This is a genomic window from Corynebacterium sp. 74A (genome assembly GCF_008930665.1).
Taxonomy (GTDB): domain Bacteria; phylum Actinomycetota; class Actinomycetes; order Mycobacteriales; family Mycobacteriaceae; genus Corynebacterium; species Corynebacterium megadyptis.
In genome coordinates this window covers 108,035-129,008 of sequence record NZ_PQMG01000006.1, presented here as the reverse complement: position 1 = coordinate 129,008, position 20,974 = coordinate 108,035, and the positions used below count along the sequence as shown (strand labels likewise).

Here is a 20,974-nt window from a genome sequence, read left to right as displayed (position 1 = left end):
TGATCACAATAGATATCTAGCCGTGTGACCTCGTGAAATCCCAGCGATATGTCCTCGACAACAACAGGATGTGTGCACGTTATCTGCACATTCATCTGCCCGAGCACGCCATTGCTCACCATGAGGTGCACAACCACAACCTCCACGATTCCCAGTAGCAGCACCCCTAACATCCCACGCTCACCCCGACACTACGGCTAGCCTCTGCACCATGACCCTTCCCTGTGATCTTGGAGCGATTGGCGCTGGGCTGCCCGTGGCCCGCGATATCGCGCTCTTTCAGCAGCGTCTGACCCAGAGCGGTGCCACTGTGGTGCACGCCCCGCCCGGTACGGGTAAAACCACCCTGATCCCGCCGGCGGTCGCCAATCTGCTGCATGAGCAGTCACATTCCGGGAAAGTACTGGTGACAGCGCCGCGGCGAGTGGCGGTGATCGCCGCCGCCCAGCGCCTGCGCCAGCTGCATCACGGTCCCCGCACAGATATCGGTTTCGCGGTGCGCGGCCAGAGCGAAGCGGGTCGGCTCATCGAGTTTGTGACCCCGGGCGTGCTGGTGCGCATGCTACTCAGCGATCCCGAACTCTCCGGTATCGACGCCGTCATCCTCGACGAGGTACATGAACGCAATCTCGACACCGACCTTGCCCTCGGCATGCTCGCCGAACTGCGCCTATTGCGCGAAGACCTGCAGCTTGTGGCGATGTCCGCCACCGTGGATGCCCGCGCCTTCGCCACGCTTATCGACGCCACCCTGCACCAGGTAGACGCCGCCCTCCATCCGGTAGATATCCGCTATCAACCCGGCCCGGCGCGCCTCGACGAGCGGGGGGTGACCCCAGAGTTTTTGTCGTGGACAGCGCGGGTGGTCGATGAGGCGCTGGCCGAGTTCGATGGCTCAGTGCTGGTTTTCTTACCGGGGCGTCGGGAAATCGAGCGAGTGGCCGAGCAGCTGCACGGCCCGCATGCGCAGCTGCATGGCGGGCTGAGTGCGAAAGACCAAGCGGCGATCGTGCGCGGCGGCAACGAACCGCGGATTGTGCTGGCCACCTCGATTGCGGAGTCCTCTCTGACCGTGCCCGGGGTGCACACCGTGGTGGATGCGGGCTTGGCACGGGTGCCGCGCCGCGACAATCTCCGCGCCATGACGGGGCTGATCACCATCACCGCCGCGCGCTCGGCCATGGATCAGCGCGCCGGCCGCGCCGGACGACTCGGGCCCGGCACCGCGATTCGGCTGTGCGAGCAGCGTAGTTATGCTGCCGCAGCCGCCTATCCCGCCCCAGAGATCGCCACCTCTGATCTCACGCAGGCGGCGCTCACCTTGGCTAGCTGGGGCAGCCCTCGGGGCGAGGGCTTTCCGCTTCTCGATGCTCCCCCGCCGGCCGCGCTGGCCGCTGCGGAGGAGGTGCTGCGCGGGATAGGTGCCGTCGATAAGCATGGGGCGATCACTGAGCATGGCCGCAGGATCTCTACCATCCCCGCGGACCCGCGCTGTGCCCACGCGCTGCTGCAGGCAGGCCCCGCTGCCGCGCCGGTGCTGGCCGAGCTCACCGTGGGCAGCTCCACGGATCTCAGCACCCCAAGCAACTCGCCGCAGGTGATGCGAGAGACCCGCCGTTTTACCCGAATCGCCGAGGCGGCTTCCGCCAAGCAGACCGGAGATATGCAGCAATTATCCGCCGGCGGGGTGATCGCATTGGCCTTGCCGGATATGGTGGCCCGCCTAGTCGATGCCGACCAGCACATCTATCTCACCACCGGCGGCACGCGGGCGCGACTGATGGATGCGCACCTGCGCGGCGCCCGGTGGCTGGCTGTAGCGGAGATGAGCCGCGGCACCAACCAGCAGGCGCTGCCTATTATTCGTCGCGCCGCGGCGGTCGATGAACAGGAGATACATCAGCTGTATCCGCCCACTAACACCACCACGGTGCAGGTACGCCAAGGAAAGCTCAGCGCCCGCAGGATCCGACGCATCGGCGCAATCGAGCTGGCTTCCACCCCCACCGCCGTGCCCGTGGATCAGGTAGAAGAAGCACTCGCCCATGCTCTCGAACGGGATGGGCTGCGAGATTTCCACTGGAGTGCCACCGCTACGCAGCTTCGCCAGCGCATGGCCTTCTATCACGCCCACGACCCGCAGTGGCCGGATATAAGCGATGCGGGCCTCATCGCCGCTGCGCCCATCTGGTTGAGCATGCACTATCCGCGGCTCGCCGAGGGCATGCCGCTGGCGGAGATCGACATGCACCAGGCGCTGTCCGCTCTGCTGCCCTGGCCGGCGGCCCGAGACTTCGACAAGGATGTGCCCGCCAGTATCACCGTGCCCTCGGGGCGATCGATCCCCGTGGACTACAGCGATAAGCAACCCAGCGTGCAGGTCAAACTCCAAGAATGCTTTGGTCTCGAGGACAGCCCCGAGGTACTCGGCACGCGCATCCGCTTCGAACTGCTTTCCCCTGCCGGGCGACCCGTAGCGATCACCGATAACCTCACCCGCTTCTGGGACGGCGCCTATGCAGATGTGCGCGCCGACATGCGCGGGCGCTACCCCAAGCATCCCTGGCCGGAGGATCCCCGAACCGCACCAGCCACCCGAAAAACCACAGCCCAGCTGCGCCGTTAAAAGCTCCCGCCGGGCACCACTACGCAGGTAGGAACGCATGAAGGGCAATTCGACATCCACCGGCCCGTGCCCCACCGGCCGTGATCATCGTTCGCTCGCGGTGACGGAGAGGGTCTGGCCCGACCAGCTGCTCCATGAAGGGATACCCTGCGCACGCCTGCGCCGCACCTTCTAGGGCTTCAGATGTGCTTTACTATCCTTTACTGTTTTTTAGCATTTCTACTATCTCACCCCACGCACCAGCATCTCGCACCCGAGGTGTGCGACGGCCGAAGCCGATAGGACGGGTACATGACGAGCCCTTTTCCGAGTGACCACACCTACACCCACGGATATGACGCCTCCGTGATCGATGGACACAGCAAGCGCACAGCCCAGAACTCAGCGGGGACACTGCTCGGCATGCTACGCCCAGGCATGGATGTGCTGGACATTGGATCGGGCGCCGGCACCATCACCGCTGATCTTGCCTACGCGGTGGCTCCCGGACGAGTAGTGGCGGTTGAGCTTGATCATACTGCTGCCGAGTGGAGACGCCGCACCCTAGAGCAGCGTGGTATCAACACAGTCGAGGTGGTGGTAGAAGACGCCCACCAGCTTTCGTATGCGGAACACTCTTTCGATCTTGTTCATGCCCATCAGGTGCTGCAGCACGTGGCCGACCCTGTGCTCGTACTACAGCACATGTGGCGAGTCACCCGCCCTCACGGCATTGTTGCCGCGCGCGATGCTGATTACACCGCTTTTAGCTGGTAGCCCCACGATCCACGACTCGAGCGGTGGCGCGAGTTGTACCTTTTGGCTGCCCGCCACAATGGCGGTCATCCCGACGCGGGTGTGCGGCTCAAGTATTGGGCTGAGCAGGCAGGAATTCATCCGGTCCGCATAGGCGCAGCGATCTGGCCATTCAGCACCCCGAGGATCTCACCTGGTGGTCTCAGTCGTGGGCGCAGCGCATCAGCAACACCCAACTCTCCACGCTGATTCTCCGCGAGGGCTGGGCCAGCGAGGAGGAATTACACGATATTGCCGATGCGTTCCGTCGCTGGGGCAGTCAACTCGGCGCCTATTTCATGGTGCCGCACGGCGAACTCATTGCCCGCAAGCCACACCCATCTGCCGCCGGCTAAAACGGCTCCCCAAAAATCTGGGTGTAGCTGAGATAGCAGGACATCACTACTACCAGCGTCAACAACGCAATCCGGATGAGTTTCGTCCCTCCTGCGAGCACGGTGCGCGCCCCCAGCTGCGCCCCAGCCACGTTCATCACCGCCAAGGCGATGCCCATGGTCCACCACACATGTCCTCCGAGAATGAACACCACCAGTGCGCCGGCGTTGGTGGCACAGTTCACCACCTTGGCCAGCACCGCCGATTGCAGGAAATTCCGTCCCAGCACCGCCGTAAACACCATGATCAGAAACATTCCGGTGCCGGGCCCGAACACGCCGTCGTAGAGTGCGATCGCGCCAACCGCGACCAGCACCACCGCTTCTCGACGCCTACTGCTGTGCTCCCGCGCCTGCTCACCGAAGTCTGGCCGGCACACCACGAACACGCCCACTACCACCAGCATCACAATGACGATCGGGCGCAGCACCGCTTTAGACAGCGAGCTGGCAATCAGCGCCCCCGCGCCTGAACTGGCGGCCGCGATCGGAATGTAGGTCACCAGCCGGCGCCGCTCCACCTGCACCTTCCGCAACAGAGACACTGCGGCTGAACCGGTGCCGAGACAGGCCGCACACTTGTTGGTCGCTAGCGCCACCACGGGGGAGGCTTGGGGCAGCACCGCCATAATCACGGGGATGAGTACCAGCCCGCCACCACCGATCACTGCGTCAATCCAACCGGCGGCGAACGCAGCGCACAGCAGGACGAGCCATCCTCCTAGTCCGAGTGACAACATGGGCGGCTCCTACTTCACGAGTCGGGCAATGGCCCGCGATACCTCCGCGATTTTATCCTCGGCCTCCTGGCCGCCGTGGGCTGCTGCCGTGACCACACAGTGCGAGAGGTGATCGTCGAGAAGCTTCAGCGCCACATTGTCGAGGGCGGCGCGAGCTGCCTGGATTTGGGTGAGCACATCGATGCAATACTCGTCCTCATCCACCATGCGGTGAATGCCACGGACTTGCCCTTCGATGCGTTTCAGGCGCGCGAGGTAGCGTTGCTTGTCGCTGTCGTATCCGTGGCTCATAGGATTGATTCTAAAACGGTAAGAAGAAAGGGGTGAGGCCAGTGCGCGCCCAGTGGGCACGATGGGCCATTGTGGTCCCGCTCTCTTTGGTGCTGGGCGTGGCGTTGAGCGCGCTGCATGTGCCTGCCGCATGGATTCTCGCCGCCATTATCGCCGCGGCCGGCTCGGCTATCCTCCACGGCGAGGAACTCACCGTGGATCCTCGCCTGATCACCGTGGCCAAGTCCTTCATCGCGATCATCGCCGCCTTGCCCTTGGTGCGCACCCCCGCCGGTGAGCTGCTGCGCTATGTGGCACCCGGGCTACTCTCTGCGGGTTTTACCGTGGTGCTCGCCTTCGGTGGCGGCTGGCTCTTGTGGCGTGGCTCCCTGCGCCAAGCCCAGCGCGCCGGCGCCGATCCACGCGATCCCGCGCACGTGGTCTCCCCGGAAACCGGAGTGTTATCGCTCTTTGCTGGCGGCGCCTCCGTCATGCCGCTGCTGGCCAAGGACCTCGGCGCGGACTTCCGCTATGTCACCCTCACCCAGTATCTCCGGCTCCTCAGCGTCTCCATCATCATGCCGCTGGTGGTGGCCTGGGCTCATCTCAGCGGCAGTAGCAGCGCCAGCGACCACGAGGCGCAGCCCTTCACCTGGCTGAGCGCTCTCGCCATCGGCATCATCGTTGTGTGCGGCGGGCGCGTGGGACGGCTTCTCCACCTGCCCGCGGCGAGCGTGCTCGGACCCATGCTGCTCACTATCATCGTGGCGCTGCTGCTCGACCCCTGGCACTCCCTCGCCCTGCCCGAGGCCGCCCGCGATATCGCCTATGTCTCCATCGGCTGGATGGCCGGCGGTGGGCTCTCGGTAGCAGCGCTGCGCTCCTTCTCCCACCAGCTTCCCCTGACCCTAGGGTTGATTGCGGTGCTCATTGGCGGCTGCGCTGGGCTGGCGTGGGTGATTGCGCAGTGGATGGGCATGGACTACATCGACGCCTTCCTCGCCACCAATCCCGGCGGTCTCGAAACCGCCCTGGCCTTGGGCTCCGAAACCGGTGCCGTCGAGATCGTCGCTGCCATGCAGATCGTGCGCCTCATCACCGTGCTCTTCCTCGCCGGCTGGCTGCCCTGGGTGCTGCGCTGACTGCAGCGGGTGCTCTAGGCAGAGGGCGGCGTCGATAAGCCGCCATAGCACGGGCATTCCACTCCCCCACCCCCACGTGATGTGACACACTAAGACGCACATACTCTTCAGCGATCACACTCTAGGGGTGAAAAAATGAACTCACTGTGGCTCATCCTCATCGGTGTAGCGATGATGAGCGGCGGCTACCTGTTGTACTCCCGCTACTTGGCATCGACGGTGTACCAACTCAAAAAGGACTACGCCACCCCCGCGCATGAGCTCGAAGACGGCGTGGACTTCGTGCCCACCAATAAGTACGTGCTGTGGGGCCACCACTTCACCTCCGTCGCAGGTGCCGCTCCCATTGTGGGCCCGGCCGTGGCCGTGATCTGGGGCTGGCTGCCCGCCTTCCTGTGGGTCACCATCGGCACCGTGTTCATCGCCGGCATGCACGACTTCGGCGTGCTGTGGGCCTCCGCGCGGCACAAAGGCCAATCCATTGGCACCTTATCCGGCAAGTACATTGGCAACCGCGGCCGCAACCTCTTCCTCGTGGTCATCTTCCTGCTTCTGCTCATGGTGGTCGCCGCCTTCGGTGTGGTGATCGCCGGGCTGCTGGTATCCACCCCGAGCGCCGTGATCCCCACCTGGGGCGCACTGCTGGTGGCGCTGCTCATCGGGCAAGCCATTTACCGGCTCAAGTGGAACCTGCCGCTGGTATCGCTGGTCGGCATCGTGGCCCTCTACGGGCTGATCGTGTTGGGCGACCGTGTTCCCGTGAGCCTGCCCGAATCCACCTTCGGGCTCGCCCCGGAGGCCGTGTGGATTCTGCTGCTGTTCATCTACGGCGGCATCGCCTCGCTGCTGCCGGTGTGGGTGCTGCTGCAGCCGCGCGACTACATCAATGGGCTGCAGCTGTTCATCGGCCTCGGCATTCTCTATGTCTCCGCGCTGCTCACCGCGCCCACCGTGGTGGCCCCCATGGTCAATACCTCCCTGCCCGAGGGCACCCCGTCGATGGTGCCGCTGCTCTTTGTCACCATCGCCTGCGGCGCGATTTCCGGCTTCCACGGCACCGTCGCCTCCGGCACCAGCTCCAAGCAGATCGACAAAGAAACCGATGAACGCTTCGTGGGCTACTTCGGCGCGGTCGGCGAGGGCCTGCTCGCCCTCGGCGCGATCGTGGCCACCACCGCAGGTTTTCAGACCCTGGCGGCTTGGGAGGAGATCTACACCGAGTTCAACGCCGGTGGCGTCGGTGCCTTCGTGCAGGGCGGCAGCTCCATCATCAACGAGGGTCTCGGCTTGCCCACCTCGCTGTCTGCCACCGTCCTCGCCACCATGGCGGTGCTCTTCGCCGCCACCACTATGGACTCCGGTATTCGCCTCCAGCGCTTCGTGGTCCAAGAAATCGGCGGCATCATCGGCGCCAAGGTCTCCGCTATCTGGGCCACCATCATCGCCGTCACCGTGGGCTTGGCGCTCACCTTCTCCACCGGCAGCAATGGCTCCGGCGGCGTGCTCATCTGGCCGCTATTCGGCACCACCAACCAACTCATGGCGGCGCTGTCGATGTCTATCATCGCGGTGATCCTCTCCCGCCTCTCCCGCCCGATCTGGCCGGTGGTAATCCCGCTGCTCTTCGTGCTCGTGATGTCCGTGTGGGCGCTGGTGGTACAGCTCAAGACCTTCATCGCCGACGCCAACTGGCTGCTCGCCACCCTCGATATCATCATCCTCGCCTGCGCCCTGTGGGTCTCCGTGGAAGCACTCTCCGCCGTGCGCCGCGCCCGCGAGCACAGCGAACCGGATGCGGCCTTCCCCGAGGACTACCCCGAGCTGGCCGCCTCCTCCACCCGGAGCTAGCGGGGCACCATGACGGCCTGGCCTGCACAGCTTCTCGACGCATTCAAGAAAGTGAGCCGCGGCATGGAGGAGTTTTATGTCTCCCCCTACCGCGCCACCTTCGCCCAGGCACAGCGAGAGGAAGATGACCTCTTCATGATGCTGGTGCTCTCCGAAGCTCTCGGCATTGATAATCCCGCGAGCTTCTACACCATCGAGCTGCTGCCCATCATCTACGAGGACTTTCACGCCTGGCATACCCGCATGGGCTTAGAGCACTCACCCGTGGAGCACATCCAATGCTGCTAAACACCCCCGTGATCTTCTTCGGTGGCAAAGGCGGGGTGGGCAAAACCACCCTCGCCGCGGCCACCGCGCTGCGTCTGAGCGAGGCCGCCCCCACCCTGTTGGTCTCCACCGACCCAGCCCACAATATCGGGCACATTTTCGACGCCACCCTCAGCGACTCCCCGACCGCGCTGACTCCCACCCTGTCCGCGATGGAACTCGATCCGCGCGCCACCGCCGAGGCGCACATCGCCAAGGTGGAAGAGACCATGCGCACGATGATGCCGGAGCGCCTCCACGGCGAGGTGCGCAAACACCTCAACCTAGCGCGTACCTCGCCCGGCACCCACGAAGCGGCCCTGCTCGAGCGCATCGCCGATGTGGCGCTCCACCAGCGCGAGGAGTTCAGCCACATCGTCATCGACACCGCCCCCAGCGGGCATACCTCGCGGCTGCTCGCCCTGCCCGAGCTGCTCGGGGCGTGGACCGAGGGGCTGCTGAAACGCCGCGGCCAGTCCGAGAAATTCGGCGAGATTGTCCGCGGCTTCTCCGGCGAGAAAGAGCGCAGCCGCGATGCCGAGATCCGCGCTATCCTCACCCGCCGCAAGCACCTTTTCAGCAGTTTCCGTGAGCTCATCCAAGACCCAGAACTCACCTCCTTTGGGCTGGTGACCCTGCCCGAGAAGATGCCGGTGAGTGAATCCATCGAGCTCTACCACACCTTGCAGCACCTCGGGGTGCGGGTGGGCGGGGTGTATATCAACCGCTGCTCGCCCACCGATCAAGGAGAGTTCTTGGCACAGCGCGCCGCCCAGGAATCCGCCTATATCGCCACCCTGGAGCAGGCCCTCGCCGTACCGCAGCAGCGTTTAGCATTGCTGCTCGACGCGGACCCCAGCGAGGTCGCCTCGCTTCTCTAGCATGGACACTATGGACAGCACGGACAGCATGGACAGCATGGACCACGACAGTATCGCCATCGCCGGGGATCTCGCCCTGCACTCCGAGCGTATCGAGGTATTCAGCGGCGCCGGAATGAGCGCCGACTCCGGCTTGGAGGTGTATCGCTCGGCCGAATCGGGGCTCTGGGATCATGTGGACCCGCAGGCCATGGCCTCCATCGATGCGTGGGCGCGCGACCCCGAACCCATGTGGGCTTGGTACCTGTGGCGGGCCCGCGTGGCCCAGAGCGCCTATCCGCATGCTGGGCACCTCGCCATTGGCGAGTGGGAGCGGCTGCAGGACGTGCACGTCACCACCCAAAACATCGATGATTTGCACGAACGCGGCAACTCCCGCACGCCCACTCACCTCCACGGCTCGCTCTTTGCGTTCCGCTGCTGCATGTGTGGCGCCCCTGCGCGCCGCCCTGAACTGCCCGAGCAGCCCAGCCCGCGACTGACCCCACCGACGTGCTCGCGGTGCGGCAACCTTATTCGCCCCGGTGTCGTCTGGTTCGGCGAGCCGCTTCCCCAACGAGAATGGCAGCAGGCCGAAGAACGCATGGCCACCGCCGATCTCGTGGTGATCGTGGGCACCTCAGGCATCGTGCAGCCCGCCGCCTCCCTGCCCATTATCGCCAAGCAGATGGGGGCGAAACTGGTGGAAATCTCACCCCAAACCACCGACCTGACCCCGCAGGTGGATGTGTTCATCCAGGCCACCGCCCAAGACGCACTTCCTGCCCTCGTGGCCCATGTGCGCGAAGGCTTGCGCGCGACCCGCGAGTAGCGGAGGCGCTGGTCTAGTACCCACTTACCGTTCGGTCCGCCATATCCCAGAGCCGTGCCGCGCCCCAGAGTATGACATTCCCTCTGGGCCATGGCGGACACCCTTCTCCTCACCACCCAGCCACATATGTGGATGTGTCCTTTATCTACTGTAGGTTTCTAGGCGCGAACCGAGTGGTGCATTACAGCAAGCTCTCTAGTGTTAATTCCTAATTATTAAGCGAGCATCTCATGTGGAAGGCTTTGTTCTCTTTCTCCACTCCTCTGACATCTGATGCCACCCCCATGTGCGCAGGGCCAAAATTGGCTCAGTTACATCCTGAAAAGGGGAATATTACGTCCCTAGCCGCGCTCGGTAGGGGCGCACTATCACTACATCTATAGAAACCTAAAGATGCAGTACACCACCACAAAATGAGAGGACCCTGAGAACTCTTTAAGCCCAGATTGTCGTTTTCGTGGTCCGTCAAGGCTATGCATAGAATGACTCGCATGAAATCCCCCGCAACACATGCACCAGTCAAGGAAGACATCAGCGTCCTCTCGCCCTTGGCAGGTCAAACCTTTGTGTATACGGCGGATACCCCTCTAAGCCGCTGTCTATCCGTCCTCCAGCAGGGCACCCAGATGATCCGCCAAGACCTCATCGAGGCCGCCGAGCTCAGCCAACCAACAATCACTCGCGCAGTCACCACGCTGATTGAATCGCGCTTGGTGCGCGAGCGCCCCGATCTGATTGTTCCCCGTGGCCCGGGCCGTCCGCGCATCCCGATCGAGTTGTCTCCGTCGCCGTGGCTGCATGCCGCCATCGCCATTGATCCCACTGGCTTCCACATGGCGCTGTACGGCACTCGCGCTGATCTGGTGGTGGAGCAATCCATCACCATGGACCCTGCCACCACCAACCCCGCCCACTTCGTGGACACCATGATCGCCGAACTTCGCACCCTAGTGGCCGAGCACGCATTGCCGCTCGCCGCTATCGGCATCATGATCCCGGCCCGAGTAATGCGCGGAACCGTCACCAACGCCGAATGGTATTGGCGCGACGTGGACATCCTGCACCCCTTCACCGAGGCCTTCGCCGTGCCGGTGGATGTGGAGGATCTGGCCACGGGCACCGTGCTCGCGCAGTACCTCGACCGTGGCGCCTGCCTGGCACAGACCAAATCCCCGCATCAGGTGGCGGTCCTCGCCGCCGGCGATACCGTCGGCGCGGCCTGGACCAGCACCCACGGGGTCTCTGGTGCCACACGCCTGCCGATTCCCGATTCGGAGCTGCTGGGCTTCGGCGGCTGCGAATCGCCCACCGAGTCGGAGATTCACGTCTGCGACGCGCACGAGGCGCTATCGACCCGCGGCTTCCTCGCCGCAGCAGGCCGCCAAGGCATTAAGACCGCCACGGTCAGCGGCATGGTGGATCTCGCGAACTCTGATGATGAGCGCGCAGAATCCGCCCGCCGCCTGCTCGATGAGCGCGCCCGGCTCCTGGGCTCGATCGCCTCCACCATGGCCTCTGGTCTGGACGTCACCACGGTGATCGTCACTGGGTGCGCCTTCTCCCACGACCCCCGCGCCGTGGAGATCGTCCGCTCCACTCTTCGCGAGGCCGGCCACTCCCACGAGGTGGTGTACTGCGATAACTTGCAGGGCACCTACACGTCGGCGGCACGGGCAATCGCCGTGCGGCCGCTGTTTACCGATCCCACGCTGATCTCCGAGCGGCTCTTCCCGAAGCGACGCATCACCACCACCCGCCGTCGCCCGCGGCGCCGCCGCCAGAGCAGCTAGCTTCCAGAGCAGCTAGGCGCCAGCCACGGCGCCCCGTCCATCCATCAGTTCAGCCCCCTGCCGTGATGCGGTATCGCATCGCGTAACAGGGGGCTTCACACATGGCCGGTCTGGCTTAGCTCTCTTGTGGTTCCTCTTGGAGTTGGGCGGTTTCCACATAGCGGCCGGCATGGGCGATGAAGTGCTCGCGGTCGCCGTCGTTAAGCTGCCGCCGCACCCGCGCAGGCACGCCAGCGACCAGCGAGGAGGCCGGAATATCTTGACCCTCCAGCACCACAGCTCCGGCGGCCACGAGGCTGCCCGTGCCCACGCTGGAGTGTGATAGGAGCGTGGAGTGCATGCCGATCAAGCAGGCATCGGCCACGGTCGTGCCGTGCACCAGGCTCATATGCCCCACCGTCACGTCCGCGCCGAGGGTACAGGGGGCGTCACGATCCACGTGCAGCACCGAGTTGTCTTGGATATTGCTGCGCGCTCCCACGCGAATAGCGTTGATGTCCGCGCGGAGCACGCAACCATAGAACACGCTGGCGTGCTCGCCAATCACCACATCGCCGATGAGGGTGGCATTGGGCGCCACCCAGGCGGTGGGGTGGATCTGCGGGGTCTTATCGCCGATGGGGATGATGGTAGCCATGAGTTCATGCTAGCCAGAGCGCGCTATGAGCCCGCTGAGGCGTCCACGGTCTCCCACTCGGAACGGTGCTCGAGGAAGCCGCGCACGGCCTGCTGTGCGTCGCCGAGAGAGTGATTAGCGCCCCACCCGCACTGCACTTCGTTTGCGGCCGGTACCTCGGTGGCATCGAGGATGTCCTGCAGGGTCTTTTCGAGCAGCTGATAAAACTCCTCGGGCTCCACGCCGAGCATGAGGGCATAGAAGCCGGTCTGGCAGCCCATGGGGGAAAAATCGATGAGCTTATCGGTGTGATTGCGCATGTGCTCGGCGGTGAGATGCTCAATCGAGTGGATTGCCGGCATCTCCAAATGGCCCTTATTGGGCTGGCTAAAACGCACATCATATTTGATCAGCACATCGCCGCCGGGCAGCTCCTTGCGATCAGCGATCCGCACATAGGGCGCGGCCACCTTGGTGTGGTCGAGGTTGAAGGATTCCACGTTCATACGATCAGTCATGCACACCAGCCTACCGTAGACCACCCTGTCTAGTGGCATAGGGCACACGCTTATCGACGCTCACCTGCCCCCGTATCTCCACCGGCCACGCCTCAGCGCGTCAGCCCTCTCTTTCCGTGTGCTGTCATTCGAGGCGGCCAGAAGAATAATCCCTATTTCATTCGCCATTGATGTGCGTCAATGGGCAAAAACAAAAAGGATTCGGTACCCGCATTCCCTCAAAACGAGTACCGAATCCCTTTAATTTCATCCGTGGGGCACCCACCCCAATGGACGACATAACTTCCGCCACAACATACGCTGACCTTGAAAAAGGCCTGCCTTGCTGGGCGGGTGACCGTCTACCTCAACGGCTAAAAAAGACTTTGCCAGCTCGTTACGCCTCCGTCAATATAGCAGGGACGAAAACGTTACACAGAGCCCCTTTTCGGGGGTATTGTCGGAGGTCTCACTCTCTTATTTTGTTTTACTAATTGCTTAATCTCTTTCTTATTTGGGGGATTTTATTAATACATATAACCCCACTAATGGGCGTCAATTACGGCACCCCGCCCACGCACACCCCGCGCGCGGCCTCCCAGCGCCACTGAGGCAACAGGCGGCGATCGCCGCGCTCACCCAGAACCGCAGACGCCACAATTGAATGCTGTTTAAGATATTCGGTAGATCCATCGCGGATCGCTTCATCTATTCGCGCCCTAGGGCCCCGAACACGCAGGAGAAACGTGTCTCAGCAACAGGTAGACGTAGCCATCATCGGTGCCGGAATCTCCGGCATCGCCACCGCCTACTATCTCTCCCAGATCCCTGGGTTGAGCTGGGTGATCCTCGATGCCAAGGAGGATCTCGGAGGCACGTGGCACACCTTCTCCTACCCCGGACTGCGCAGTGATTCCGATATCGATAGCTACTGCTTTTCCTTCGAGTCCTGGACGGGCAGCCGGCCTTTGGGCACCGGCGAGGAGATTCTGCACTATCTGCGACACACGGCCCAGCGCCACGGGCTCGCCTCCGGAATGCGCTTCGGCGCCCAGGTGCGCGAGGCGGCCTATGACAGCACCACCCAGCGCTGGCAGCTGCGCTATGTGGATACCGCCACCGGCGAGGAACACCAGCTCAACGCGCAGTTCCTGCACGCCGCGGTGGGGTATTACGATCACGCCCACTCCCACCAACCCACTCTTCCCGGTGAGGAAAACTTCGCGGGCACCATCGTTGATCCCCAGTTCTGGCCGGAGGATCTCGACCTCAACGATGCCGCGGTGGCCATCGTCGGCTCCGGCGCGACAGCCGTCACGCTCGCCCCGGAACTCGCTGCCACGGCACGCCACGTGACGATGATCCAGCGCACCGTGAATCACGCCGCCGTCATGCCTAACTCCACTCCCCTCCAGCCGCTGCGCTCGGTATTGCCGCAGCGGGGCGTGGATGCCCTCGATCGCTGGCGTGCGATCGGCACCCAGGCGCTCACCCTCAAGGCCTCCCAGTTCGCAGAGGATGCGGTCACGCGCACGCTCGCCTCGCACCGCCGCGCCATCATTGGTGAAGAACTGCACTCCCAGCACTTCGAGGCCTCCTATCCCCTGTGGACCCAGCGGGTGTGCCGTGTGCCCGATGGCGATCTCTTCCACGCCATCGCCGCCGGCGATATCACCGTGGTCACCGACACCATCGATACCCTCAGCGCCCACCACATCCACACCAGCGATGGCACGGCCGTGGAGGCCGATGTGCTGATTAAGGCCACCGGACTGCAGCTCAAGGCTTTGGGCGATATCGAGCTCTCCGTGGACGGTGCGCCGGTTCATCCCGGCGAGAAAACCGCCTGGCGCGGCATGTGCCTGGATGGGGTCCCCAACTTCAGCTTCACCCTGGGCTATGTGAATGATTCCTTCACTCTCCGGGCCGAGCTGGTGGGCCGCTATCTGGCCCGCATGATCACCCATCTGCGCCAGCACGGCCTCGGCTCCTTCTGCCCCACGACCCCGCCGGCTGGGCCCCGCAGCCGCATCATTGACCTGCAGAGCAACTATGTGGAGCGCGGGATCGCCCAATTCCCCGCCGTCACCGACACCGCACCGTGGACCCTGCGCAATGATTATCTGCGGGAAGTGCGCGATTTCCGCCGCACTGATCCCACCACGGATATGGCCTTCGCCCCCGCCATTGCCGCCCCAGGCGCTGCCGCCGCAGCCGATCCTGCCGCAACACCCGATGAGTCCACGGACCCAGCGCAGCAGCCGCCGGCATCAGAGCTGCCCGCACCACAGATGCTGCACACCTCCCATGGTCCGCTGCGCTATCGCCACATCCCTGCCACAGCCGAGAGCCTGCCGGTGGTGTGCATCCACGGCATTGGCCGGGGCCTCGAAGACTTCGACACCCTCACCCGCGAGCTGCAGCGCATCCGCCCGCAGGACGCGAACGCGCCGGAGCTCGAGATCCTCAGCCTAGACATTCCCGGCTTCGGTGCCACCCCTGCCCTGCGCCCAGAGAACACCCTGACGCTCATGGTGGAGACGCTCTGGGAAGCAGTGGATGAGCTGCTCGGCAGCGAGCGGCCAGTGGTGCTCGTGGGCCATTCCTTGGGCGGGGCGCTGGTGCAGCGCATGCTCACCGACCGCCCGGCGCACTGTGCTGGGCTGCTGCTGCTCGCGCCGTCGGGCTTTTCCACCGAGATCACCCCAGTAGTCAAGGCCGCGGCCGTGCCGGTGCTGGGTCAGCGCCTCATGGCGATAGCGCATCCGCGGGTGGTGGCCGCCGCAGATAATGTGGCCGTGCACGATCCAGCAAGCATCACCGAAGAGCAGCGGGCGCTGTCTCTGCGCTGGGCGCAGCATGAGGACCGGGCGGAGACCTTCGCCGGCATTTCCCAGGCGCTGGTGGGTACTCCAGCGCCGCAGCGCATGGCGGCGGCGCGGCAGTGTGCCCGCAGCTGCCGCGCCCACGCTATCCCCGTGGGCGCCGTCTGGGGCAGCGAGGATGCGGTGCTCGGCATCGGGCAGCTGGATAACCTTCGTGCGCTACACGCCGATCCGCAGGTGACGGTACTGCCCGGCTGTGGGCACATGGTGATGAATGAGCAACCGGCGGCCACCGCCGCCGCTCTGCGCGCCCTCACCCGGCAGCTTTCTACCCCGTAGCTCTTTGCTGCGGCGGCCGCCGCTGTTAGCGGAAGGGCACCTCGCCGATGGTGCGGCGCAGCTTTCGGGTGCGGAGTCGGCTCTTATCCTGCGCGAGGGATTCCACGGCCCGCACCGCACACATCACGTGCGCCTCCTTCGAGGAGGAGTAGAAGGCCTGCGCCCCGCTGGGCAGCTTGGGCACCGCATGCAGCGGCAGATCCGAGACCGAGAGCAGCGTGCCATAGGGGATGCGATAGCGGTAGCCATTGGTGGCCAGCGCCGAGGATTCCATATCCACCGCCACCGCGGTGGAGCCGCGGAACATCTCCCACAAGGTGGTGGGGGTATGCCACTCCCAGTTGCGGTCATCGGTGGAGAGCACCGTGCCGGTGCGCATCATGTTTTTGTCCTCGCCATAGATATCGCGCACCGCGCGTTCCAGCGCCCGCTGCACCTCAGGCACCGCGGGAATCGGCGTGGACAGCGGGATACGATCATCCAGAATATGGTCGCGCCGCTCATAGGCATTACCCAAAATGAGATCGCCGATGCGCATACGCCCATCGAGTCCCGCGCAATGGCCGATCATCACCCACATCTCCGGGCGCAACACCGCCAAACAATCCGTGGCCGTTTTTGCATTCGACGGCCCCACCCCGATATTGACCATTGTCAATCCATCGTCATTGGGCGCAATGAGGTCATAGCGCGGCATCTGATAGTGGCTCTCTAAGGAGAGATCCTCGATGCTTATCGACGCCGCCTCCTCGCGCGATACCCGCGTACCATCGGGTAGCCACAGCTCGGTATAACGCGACTCCTCCCGCGCCAGCTCATACAGGGCATAAGCCACGAACTCCCGAGTATGCATGGCGTAGTTACTGAAAAGAATAAAGTTTTGCACCCCTTCGATAGGGATGCCGGTGTAGTGCTCGATGCGCTTAATCGCGATATCGAAGCGCTGCGGAGAGAAGTGAAACAGGGGGCGCTCATCATTTCCCTGCTGGTGGAAGACATCCCACTTGGCGTCGATAATGCCATCATCGACAAAGTCCAAGCTGGGGCGCGGCAGCCGCACCCCGAGCTGGAGCGCCTCCTGCAGTTTCTCGGAACGATCCAGCCCATCGATATATTCCGGCGGAATCTGCTCGCGGGAATAGCCCACGTGAATAGTGCAGGGATAATTACTGACCAAGCGTTCAATCATCTCGGTGAAGTAGCGGCCCATCACCCGCGGCCGAGACACGCTGGCGCAATAGCGCCCAGCCGCATCCACATAACCGAAGGGCTGGGCGCGATCGATGGGGCGCCAGCTGTGGACGTCGATCACCAATCGCGGATAGCGCACATTCTCATACTCCGCCCACTGGGCTGAATCGATCACCCGCGCAGCGAGCCGCGTGGAGGCGTCGTAAAGCTCGCACAAGCGCTGCACCGCCTCCTCGGCGGAGGCACACACCCGATAGCCGCCAATTCCCTCTGCCTCTGACTCTGAAGGGGTGATGGTCTCGCCATCGGTGTTGGCCATAATGCGCGCTCCTTAACTTCAGACTCCTATAAGCTAGGGCCCACACTACCGTGTACACATATTTCTGCAGGACTTGCGGATTAGAGCTGCGATTCCCCGCGAATCGCGTGATGACCAGTAAGAAAGGGACAGACGGTTTTCATGAAAAAGCTTCCAACCGCACTGAGCGCGTGCCTTGGCGCCTCCCTCCTGCTCGGCGGGATCACCATCCCCGCAGCGCAGGCTGATGAGGGGCTGGAATGGGGCCCCTGCCCCACCGGCAGCGGTACCGCAGAGCGAGCGGTGTGCGCCACCTTCTCCGTGCCGAAGGACTACTCCGACCCAGGCGCCGGCAACATCGAATTGACCATGAGCAAGCTGCCCGCCACGGGCGAGCGCAAGGGCGTGATCGCCGGCAACCCGGGCGGTCCCGGCGGCGATGCCCTCGGCATGTTTGCCGATACCACCCCCAAGGACGGCGTGAGTCAGAAGGTGCAGCTGCCCGACGATGTCCGCGCCGCCTATGACCTCATCGCTGTGGAGCCGCGCGGACTCAGCTACGGCACCCCGCTGACCTGTAGCAGCGAGAATATCCCGCCGATCGCACTGCCCGGCACCACCTTCCAGATGTGCGAGCAGACCCAACCCGGCTATACCCGCACCATCACCACCGATAACACCGCTCGGGATCTCGAGCGCGCCCGCCTCGCCCTCGGCGAGGAACAGCTCAACCTCTACGGCGTCTCCTATGGCGGCTCGCTAATGAGCACCTACGCCACCATGTACCCGGAGCGGGTCAATAAGTTCCTGCTGGACTCCAGCGTCGCCCCGCAGGATCGCTGGTTCGCCCTCGGCGCCAACCGCAAGGCCGTCCGCCAAGAAGCCATCTCCGCCTTCTTCAGCTGGACCGCAGACAATGATGACACCTATCACCTAGGCACGACCTCCCGCGAGGTGTACCAGAACTTCAGCCGCGTGATCCGCGATAACCTCGGCGTGACCCCCGCCCTGAAACCCCGCGAGGCCGAGGCAGCGGATCTCGGCGCCAGCGGCTCAGTGGCTCTCGACGCCCTCGCCTCCGCCGCCGCCGGCAACGAGCAGATCGAAGACATGGCCCTGCTGCTGCTCAACCTCTATGACTGGACCCAATGGCGCGGCGAGACCTTCGCCGATGCCATCTCCAACACTGGGGATTTCACCGCCGCAATGAAGATCGCCCAATCGGTGGGTCCGATCAACCTCGCCATGTACTCCGAGCAGGCATGGCCAGAGCTTGCCGAGGCACTCTCCCGCTCCGCCGAGCACACCCCCGCCACACCGCTAGAGCTCGACCTCGGCGAGGCCACCGCACAGCCCACCCCGGAGGAGCAGGAGGCGATGCAGTTGCAGGCGATCACCATGCAAAACGTGGACCGCGCCATCGTCTGTAATGAGAACACCACGGCCCCCGACCCGAGCCTGATTGCACCCTTCTGGGAGACCACCTTCACCGGCGGTGACTTCATCGACCTCAATGGTGATCTCCTAGGCAGCGGCCAGCACTGCCTCGGCTGGCCCGAGCCCGTGGCCCCCGCCCGCCCGCTCAACGGCGAGAAGCTGAAAACGGCGCCACTGAATTTGGGCTATTCCAAGGACTCCGCGGTAGGCCCGCACGGCGCGCCCAGCATGAAGGAAGCCATGGGCGGTGAGCTGATCACCCTCAGCGGCTATAGCCACGGCGTGCTCATCAACCACGCCGCCCACGTAGCTCCGGCGGTTTCGGCGTACTTCCGCTAAGCCGCCCCGCTAGGCCCGGCTACCCAGAATGCGCGCTGCATAGTGCGCTTGCGCGAGGTGCTGGATGGCATCGTCGATAAGCGATACGATCCGCGCCCCGCGGGTGACCGGCGGAGTGAAACTGGTATCAATCACCTCGTCGAGATCCGGCCCCGACAGCGCATAACACTGCACGTCATCGAGACAGGCGTGCACATAACTCATCAGCCCGCGCACATCCTCTGCCCGATGCACCTGGATGGCGCGGGCTTCATCATCGCTATGTCCATAGCCCATACCATCGCCGAGCTCACCAAGACCCAGCTGCCGCCGCAGCTCTAGGGTGTGCCACAGCTGGGGCTGGCCGCTGAGCTCGGATAGCTGAATATCCAGCATCCGGCCGGTGTGCCACAACAGCCACGTCAGCGAGTTGGGGTGCCCGCCCGGCGAACGGGAGGCGGTGGCGGCATCGACCTCGCCGAGGGACTCGAGGCTGTCGTGGGCGCGGGTGATGAACTCGATAAGGATTTCGTCTCGTGTCATAACCCCACCGTATCGGGGGCGGGGACAGCATGGGGATTCACAGGGGCGATGCGATATAGAAGACGATCGCTTTTTATTCGTCACTTCTTTTCTCGCTCGCGGGGCTGATCTCGGCGATGCCCACGCGCACTATGCCATCAGGGCTTTGTGTTGATCGCTCTCCTCCCGCGACACCACCGACGCATTCCATCTGTGGTTGGGACTGCTGCAGGCTGAGGTGGCGGCTGTCTTAGAGCGTGCTCTGAAGTGGTGTCTTTGGGGCGCCTGTGCGATCGATACACACGATGAGTATCACTAATCCCTACAGCTGACTCACCCTCTCGGTGAGCCACCCGCCGTGGCTAGAGAGCAACATCACTACGTACTGCACACTAGGACAAGCCAATGATCGACGCCCACATTGCCCTATCCGCGGCTACGGCACGATGAGTACCACCGAGGGCATAGAAGGTGATCGTGGGGCGTCTAGGAATCTTGGCTTGAGTGCTCTCATCCTGGCCTGTATTCACACACCACACGATGTTCACCCGCAGTAATCAAATACCAGAGCCAGGGCCCCCCTGACTGAATGGTGGCTGTGCCACAGGAACCAGTTCAACCAACAGCGACACTGCAGTGCAGGCTGAGGGCCACCCCCACACCGCGCAGCAACGCGCAATAGACACCACGCACACCTCGCAGCCCGTAGCGCACACTTTTATCTCGGCATACGCGACGGGTGGCAGTCCTTAGAAATAACTGGGAAGCGGAGCTAGGCCGCACGAGATGGTGGGCTCATCCCCGCGTGTGCGGGGAAAACGCCACCGTGCAGGTGCTCACCGAGGGAGCCGACGGCTCATCCCCGCGTGTGCGGGGAAAACGCGGAAAATGTAGTCGACTACTGCCGAGTCCTCGGCTCATCCCCGCGTGTGCGGGGAAAACCTTGACCCCGAGCTCAGCGAAGAGGACTTTTGGGGCTCATCCCCGCGTGTGCGGGGAAAACCTGGTAGATGCCGAGAATCACCTGCTTAAAAAGGGCTCATCCCCGCGTGTGCGGGGAAAACGCTCCGGCCTGCTGCCGGTGCGGATAATCACAGGGCTCATCCCCGCGTGTGCGGGGAAAACCTCGGTGCGGATCGACCGTTTCGGATCTAGCAAGGCTCATCCCCGCGTGTGCGGGGAAAACGGATAATGCTCTTGCCTCGGTGAAGGGCACCAGGGCTCATCCCCGCGTGTGCGGGGAAAACATCAACCCCGACCCGGCGCTGCCCGAGTGGGAAGGCTCATCCCCGCGTGTGCGGGGAAAACATAGAATTACCGAGCCGCTGCGCCGCGCACTGAGGCTCAT

General features: G+C 63.7%; 17 protein-coding genes and 1 CRISPR repeat array (1 of these 18 only partly in view). Of the genes, 10 read left to right on the top strand and 7 right to left on the bottom strand.

Going from position 1 to position 20,974, the window contains the following annotated elements; genetic code table 11:
* Positions 1 to 211: 211 nt before the first annotated feature.
* Both hrpB and GBB11_RS10960 read left to right on the top strand, forming a co-directional pair.
* On the top strand, positions 212 to 2,626 hold the full coding sequence (gene hrpB / locus GBB11_RS09570) for an ATP-dependent helicase HrpB (RefSeq protein WP_151549794.1): 2,415 nt from the start codon (positions 212 to 214) through the stop codon (positions 2,624 to 2,626).
* Positions 2,627 to 2,917: 291 nt separating this feature from the next.
* Complete coding sequence (locus GBB11_RS10960) at positions 2,918 to 3,382, top strand: class I SAM-dependent methyltransferase (protein ID WP_225979232.1); 465 nt, start codon at positions 2,918 to 2,920, stop codon at positions 3,380 to 3,382.
* A gap of 370 nt (positions 3,383 to 3,752) precedes the next feature.
* Here the strand turns inward: GBB11_RS10960 and GBB11_RS09560 are convergent, their stop codons facing one another.
* Positions 3,753 to 4,535, bottom strand: coding sequence for a TSUP family transporter (locus tag GBB11_RS09560; RefSeq protein ID WP_192796418.1), 783 nt, complete (start codon positions 4,533 to 4,535; stop codon positions 3,753 to 3,755).
* Positions 4,536 to 4,544: 9 nt separating this feature from the next.
* Complete coding sequence (locus GBB11_RS09555; protein ID WP_018018436.1) at positions 4,545 to 4,826, bottom strand: metal-sensitive transcriptional regulator; 282 nt, start codon at positions 4,824 to 4,826, stop codon at positions 4,545 to 4,547.
* A 41-nt stretch (positions 4,827 to 4,867) separates the two neighbouring features.
* Here GBB11_RS09555 and GBB11_RS09550 point away from each other — a divergent pair, with 41 nt between their 5' ends.
* The 6 genes from GBB11_RS09550 to GBB11_RS09525 all read left to right on the top strand — a co-directional run bounded on the left by GBB11_RS09550 (position 4,868) and on the right by GBB11_RS09525 (position 11,583).
* Positions 4,868 to 5,947 carry an AbrB family transcriptional regulator gene (locus tag GBB11_RS09550; RefSeq protein ID WP_225979230.1) on the top strand — a complete coding sequence of 360 codons (1,080 nt, stop codon included), beginning with the start codon at positions 4,868 to 4,870 and terminating at the stop codon, positions 5,945 to 5,947.
* A gap of 135 nt (positions 5,948 to 6,082) precedes the next feature.
* Complete coding sequence (locus GBB11_RS09545) at positions 6,083 to 7,795, top strand: carbon starvation protein A (protein WP_151549792.1); 1,713 nt, start codon at positions 6,083 to 6,085, stop codon at positions 7,793 to 7,795.
* 63 nt (positions 7,796 to 7,858) lie between these two features.
* A complete protein-coding gene (locus tag GBB11_RS09540; RefSeq protein WP_370451582.1) occupies positions 7,859 to 8,083 on the top strand; it encodes a cory-CC-star protein in 225 nt (74 codons plus the stop codon).
* Positions 8,074 to 8,982 carry an ArsA family ATPase gene (locus tag GBB11_RS09535; RefSeq protein ID WP_151549790.1) on the top strand — a complete coding sequence of 303 codons (909 nt, stop codon included), beginning with the start codon at positions 8,074 to 8,076 and terminating at the stop codon, positions 8,980 to 8,982. Before GBB11_RS09540 ends, GBB11_RS09535 begins: the two co-directional genes overlap by 10 nt.
* Positions 8,983 to 9,019: 37 nt before the next feature.
* Positions 9,020 to 9,793, top strand: coding sequence for an NAD-dependent deacylase (locus GBB11_RS09530; RefSeq protein ID WP_151549826.1), 774 nt, complete (start codon positions 9,020 to 9,022; stop codon positions 9,791 to 9,793).
* A 491-nt stretch (positions 9,794 to 10,284) separates the two neighbouring features.
* Entirely contained in the window at positions 10,285 to 11,583 is a 1,299-nt protein-coding gene (locus tag GBB11_RS09525) for an ROK family protein (RefSeq protein WP_151549789.1), read from the top strand.
* A 115-nt stretch (positions 11,584 to 11,698) separates the two neighbouring features.
* Here the strand turns inward: GBB11_RS09525 and GBB11_RS09520 are convergent, their stop codons facing one another.
* Both GBB11_RS09520 and GBB11_RS09515 read right to left on the bottom strand, forming a co-directional pair.
* Positions 11,699 to 12,220, bottom strand: coding sequence for a gamma carbonic anhydrase family protein (locus tag GBB11_RS09520; RefSeq protein WP_151549788.1), 522 nt, complete (start codon positions 12,218 to 12,220; stop codon positions 11,699 to 11,701).
* Positions 12,221 to 12,243: 23 nt separating this feature from the next.
* Positions 12,244 to 12,717: an S-ribosylhomocysteine lyase gene (locus GBB11_RS09515; RefSeq protein ID WP_151549787.1), complete on the bottom strand. Its 474-nt coding sequence runs from the start codon at positions 12,715 to 12,717 to the stop codon at positions 12,244 to 12,246.
* Between the two features lie 725 nt (positions 12,718 to 13,442).
* Here GBB11_RS09515 and GBB11_RS09510 point away from each other — a divergent pair.
* Complete coding sequence (locus GBB11_RS09510; RefSeq protein ID WP_151549786.1) at positions 13,443 to 15,860, top strand: alpha/beta fold hydrolase; 2,418 nt, start codon at positions 13,443 to 13,445, stop codon at positions 15,858 to 15,860.
* 25 nt (positions 15,861 to 15,885) lie between these two features.
* Here GBB11_RS09510 and amn read toward each other — a convergent pair whose 3' ends face one another.
* A complete protein-coding gene (gene amn, locus GBB11_RS09505; RefSeq protein ID WP_151549785.1) occupies positions 15,886 to 17,370 on the bottom strand; it encodes an AMP nucleosidase in 1,485 nt (494 codons plus the stop codon).
* 141 nt (positions 17,371 to 17,511) lie between these two features.
* Between amn and GBB11_RS09500 the strand changes: the two genes are divergently transcribed.
* Complete coding sequence (locus tag GBB11_RS09500) at positions 17,512 to 19,125, top strand: alpha/beta fold hydrolase (protein ID WP_151549784.1); 1,614 nt, start codon at positions 17,512 to 17,514, stop codon at positions 19,123 to 19,125.
* A gap of 9 nt (positions 19,126 to 19,134) precedes the next feature.
* On the opposite strand, the gene GBB11_RS09495 is transcribed toward GBB11_RS09500, so the two are convergent.
* Positions 19,135 to 19,647, bottom strand: coding sequence for a DinB family protein (locus GBB11_RS09495; protein WP_151549783.1), 513 nt, complete (start codon positions 19,645 to 19,647; stop codon positions 19,135 to 19,137).
* 371 nt (positions 19,648 to 20,018) lie between these two features.
* Complete coding sequence (locus tag GBB11_RS10860; RefSeq protein ID WP_192796364.1) at positions 20,019 to 20,156, bottom strand: hypothetical protein; 138 nt, start codon at positions 20,154 to 20,156, stop codon at positions 20,019 to 20,021.
* Between the two features lie 262 nt (positions 20,157 to 20,418).
* Positions 20,419 to 20,974: a CRISPR direct-repeat array (repeat unit 28 nt; unit sequence GGCTCATCCCCGCGTGTGCGGGGAAAAC); it runs 2,887 nt beyond the window's last position.

Coding starts and splice junctions, on each gene's coding strand:
- GBB11_RS09520 (WP_151549788.1), bottom strand. CDS start 12,220: ATGGCTACCATCATCCCCATCGGCGATAAGACCCCGCAGATCCACCCC.
- GBB11_RS09515 (WP_151549787.1), bottom strand. CDS start 12,717: ATGACTGATCGTATGAACGTGGAATCCTTCAACCTCGACCACACCAAG.
- GBB11_RS10960 (WP_225979232.1), top strand. CDS start 2,918: ATGACGAGCCCTTTTCCGAGTGACCACACCTACACCCACGGATATGAC.
- hrpB (WP_151549794.1), top strand. CDS start 212: ATGACCCTTCCCTGTGATCTTGGAGCGATTGGCGCTGGGCTGCCCGTG.
- GBB11_RS09500 (WP_151549784.1), top strand. CDS start 17,512: ATGAAAAAGCTTCCAACCGCACTGAGCGCGTGCCTTGGCGCCTCCCTC.
- GBB11_RS09530 (WP_151549826.1), top strand. CDS start 9,020: ATGGACCACGACAGTATCGCCATCGCCGGGGATCTCGCCCTGCACTCC.
- GBB11_RS09560 (WP_192796418.1), bottom strand. CDS start 4,535: ATGTTGTCACTCGGACTAGGAGGATGGCTCGTCCTGCTGTGCGCTGCG.
- GBB11_RS09545 (WP_151549792.1), top strand. CDS start 6,083: ATGAACTCACTGTGGCTCATCCTCATCGGTGTAGCGATGATGAGCGGC.
- GBB11_RS09525 (WP_151549789.1), top strand. CDS start 10,285: ATGAAATCCCCCGCAACACATGCACCAGTCAAGGAAGACATCAGCGTC.
- GBB11_RS09540 (WP_370451582.1), top strand. CDS start 7,859: ATGGAGGAGTTTTATGTCTCCCCCTACCGCGCCACCTTCGCCCAGGCA.
- amn (WP_151549785.1), bottom strand. CDS start 17,370: ATGGCCAACACCGATGGCGAGACCATCACCCCTTCAGAGTCAGAGGCA.
- GBB11_RS09495 (WP_151549783.1), bottom strand. CDS start 19,647: ATGACACGAGACGAAATCCTTATCGAGTTCATCACCCGCGCCCACGAC.
- GBB11_RS09535 (WP_151549790.1), top strand. CDS start 8,074: ATGCTGCTAAACACCCCCGTGATCTTCTTCGGTGGCAAAGGCGGGGTG.
- GBB11_RS09555 (WP_018018436.1), bottom strand. CDS start 4,826: ATGAGCCACGGATACGACAGCGACAAGCAACGCTACCTCGCGCGCCTG.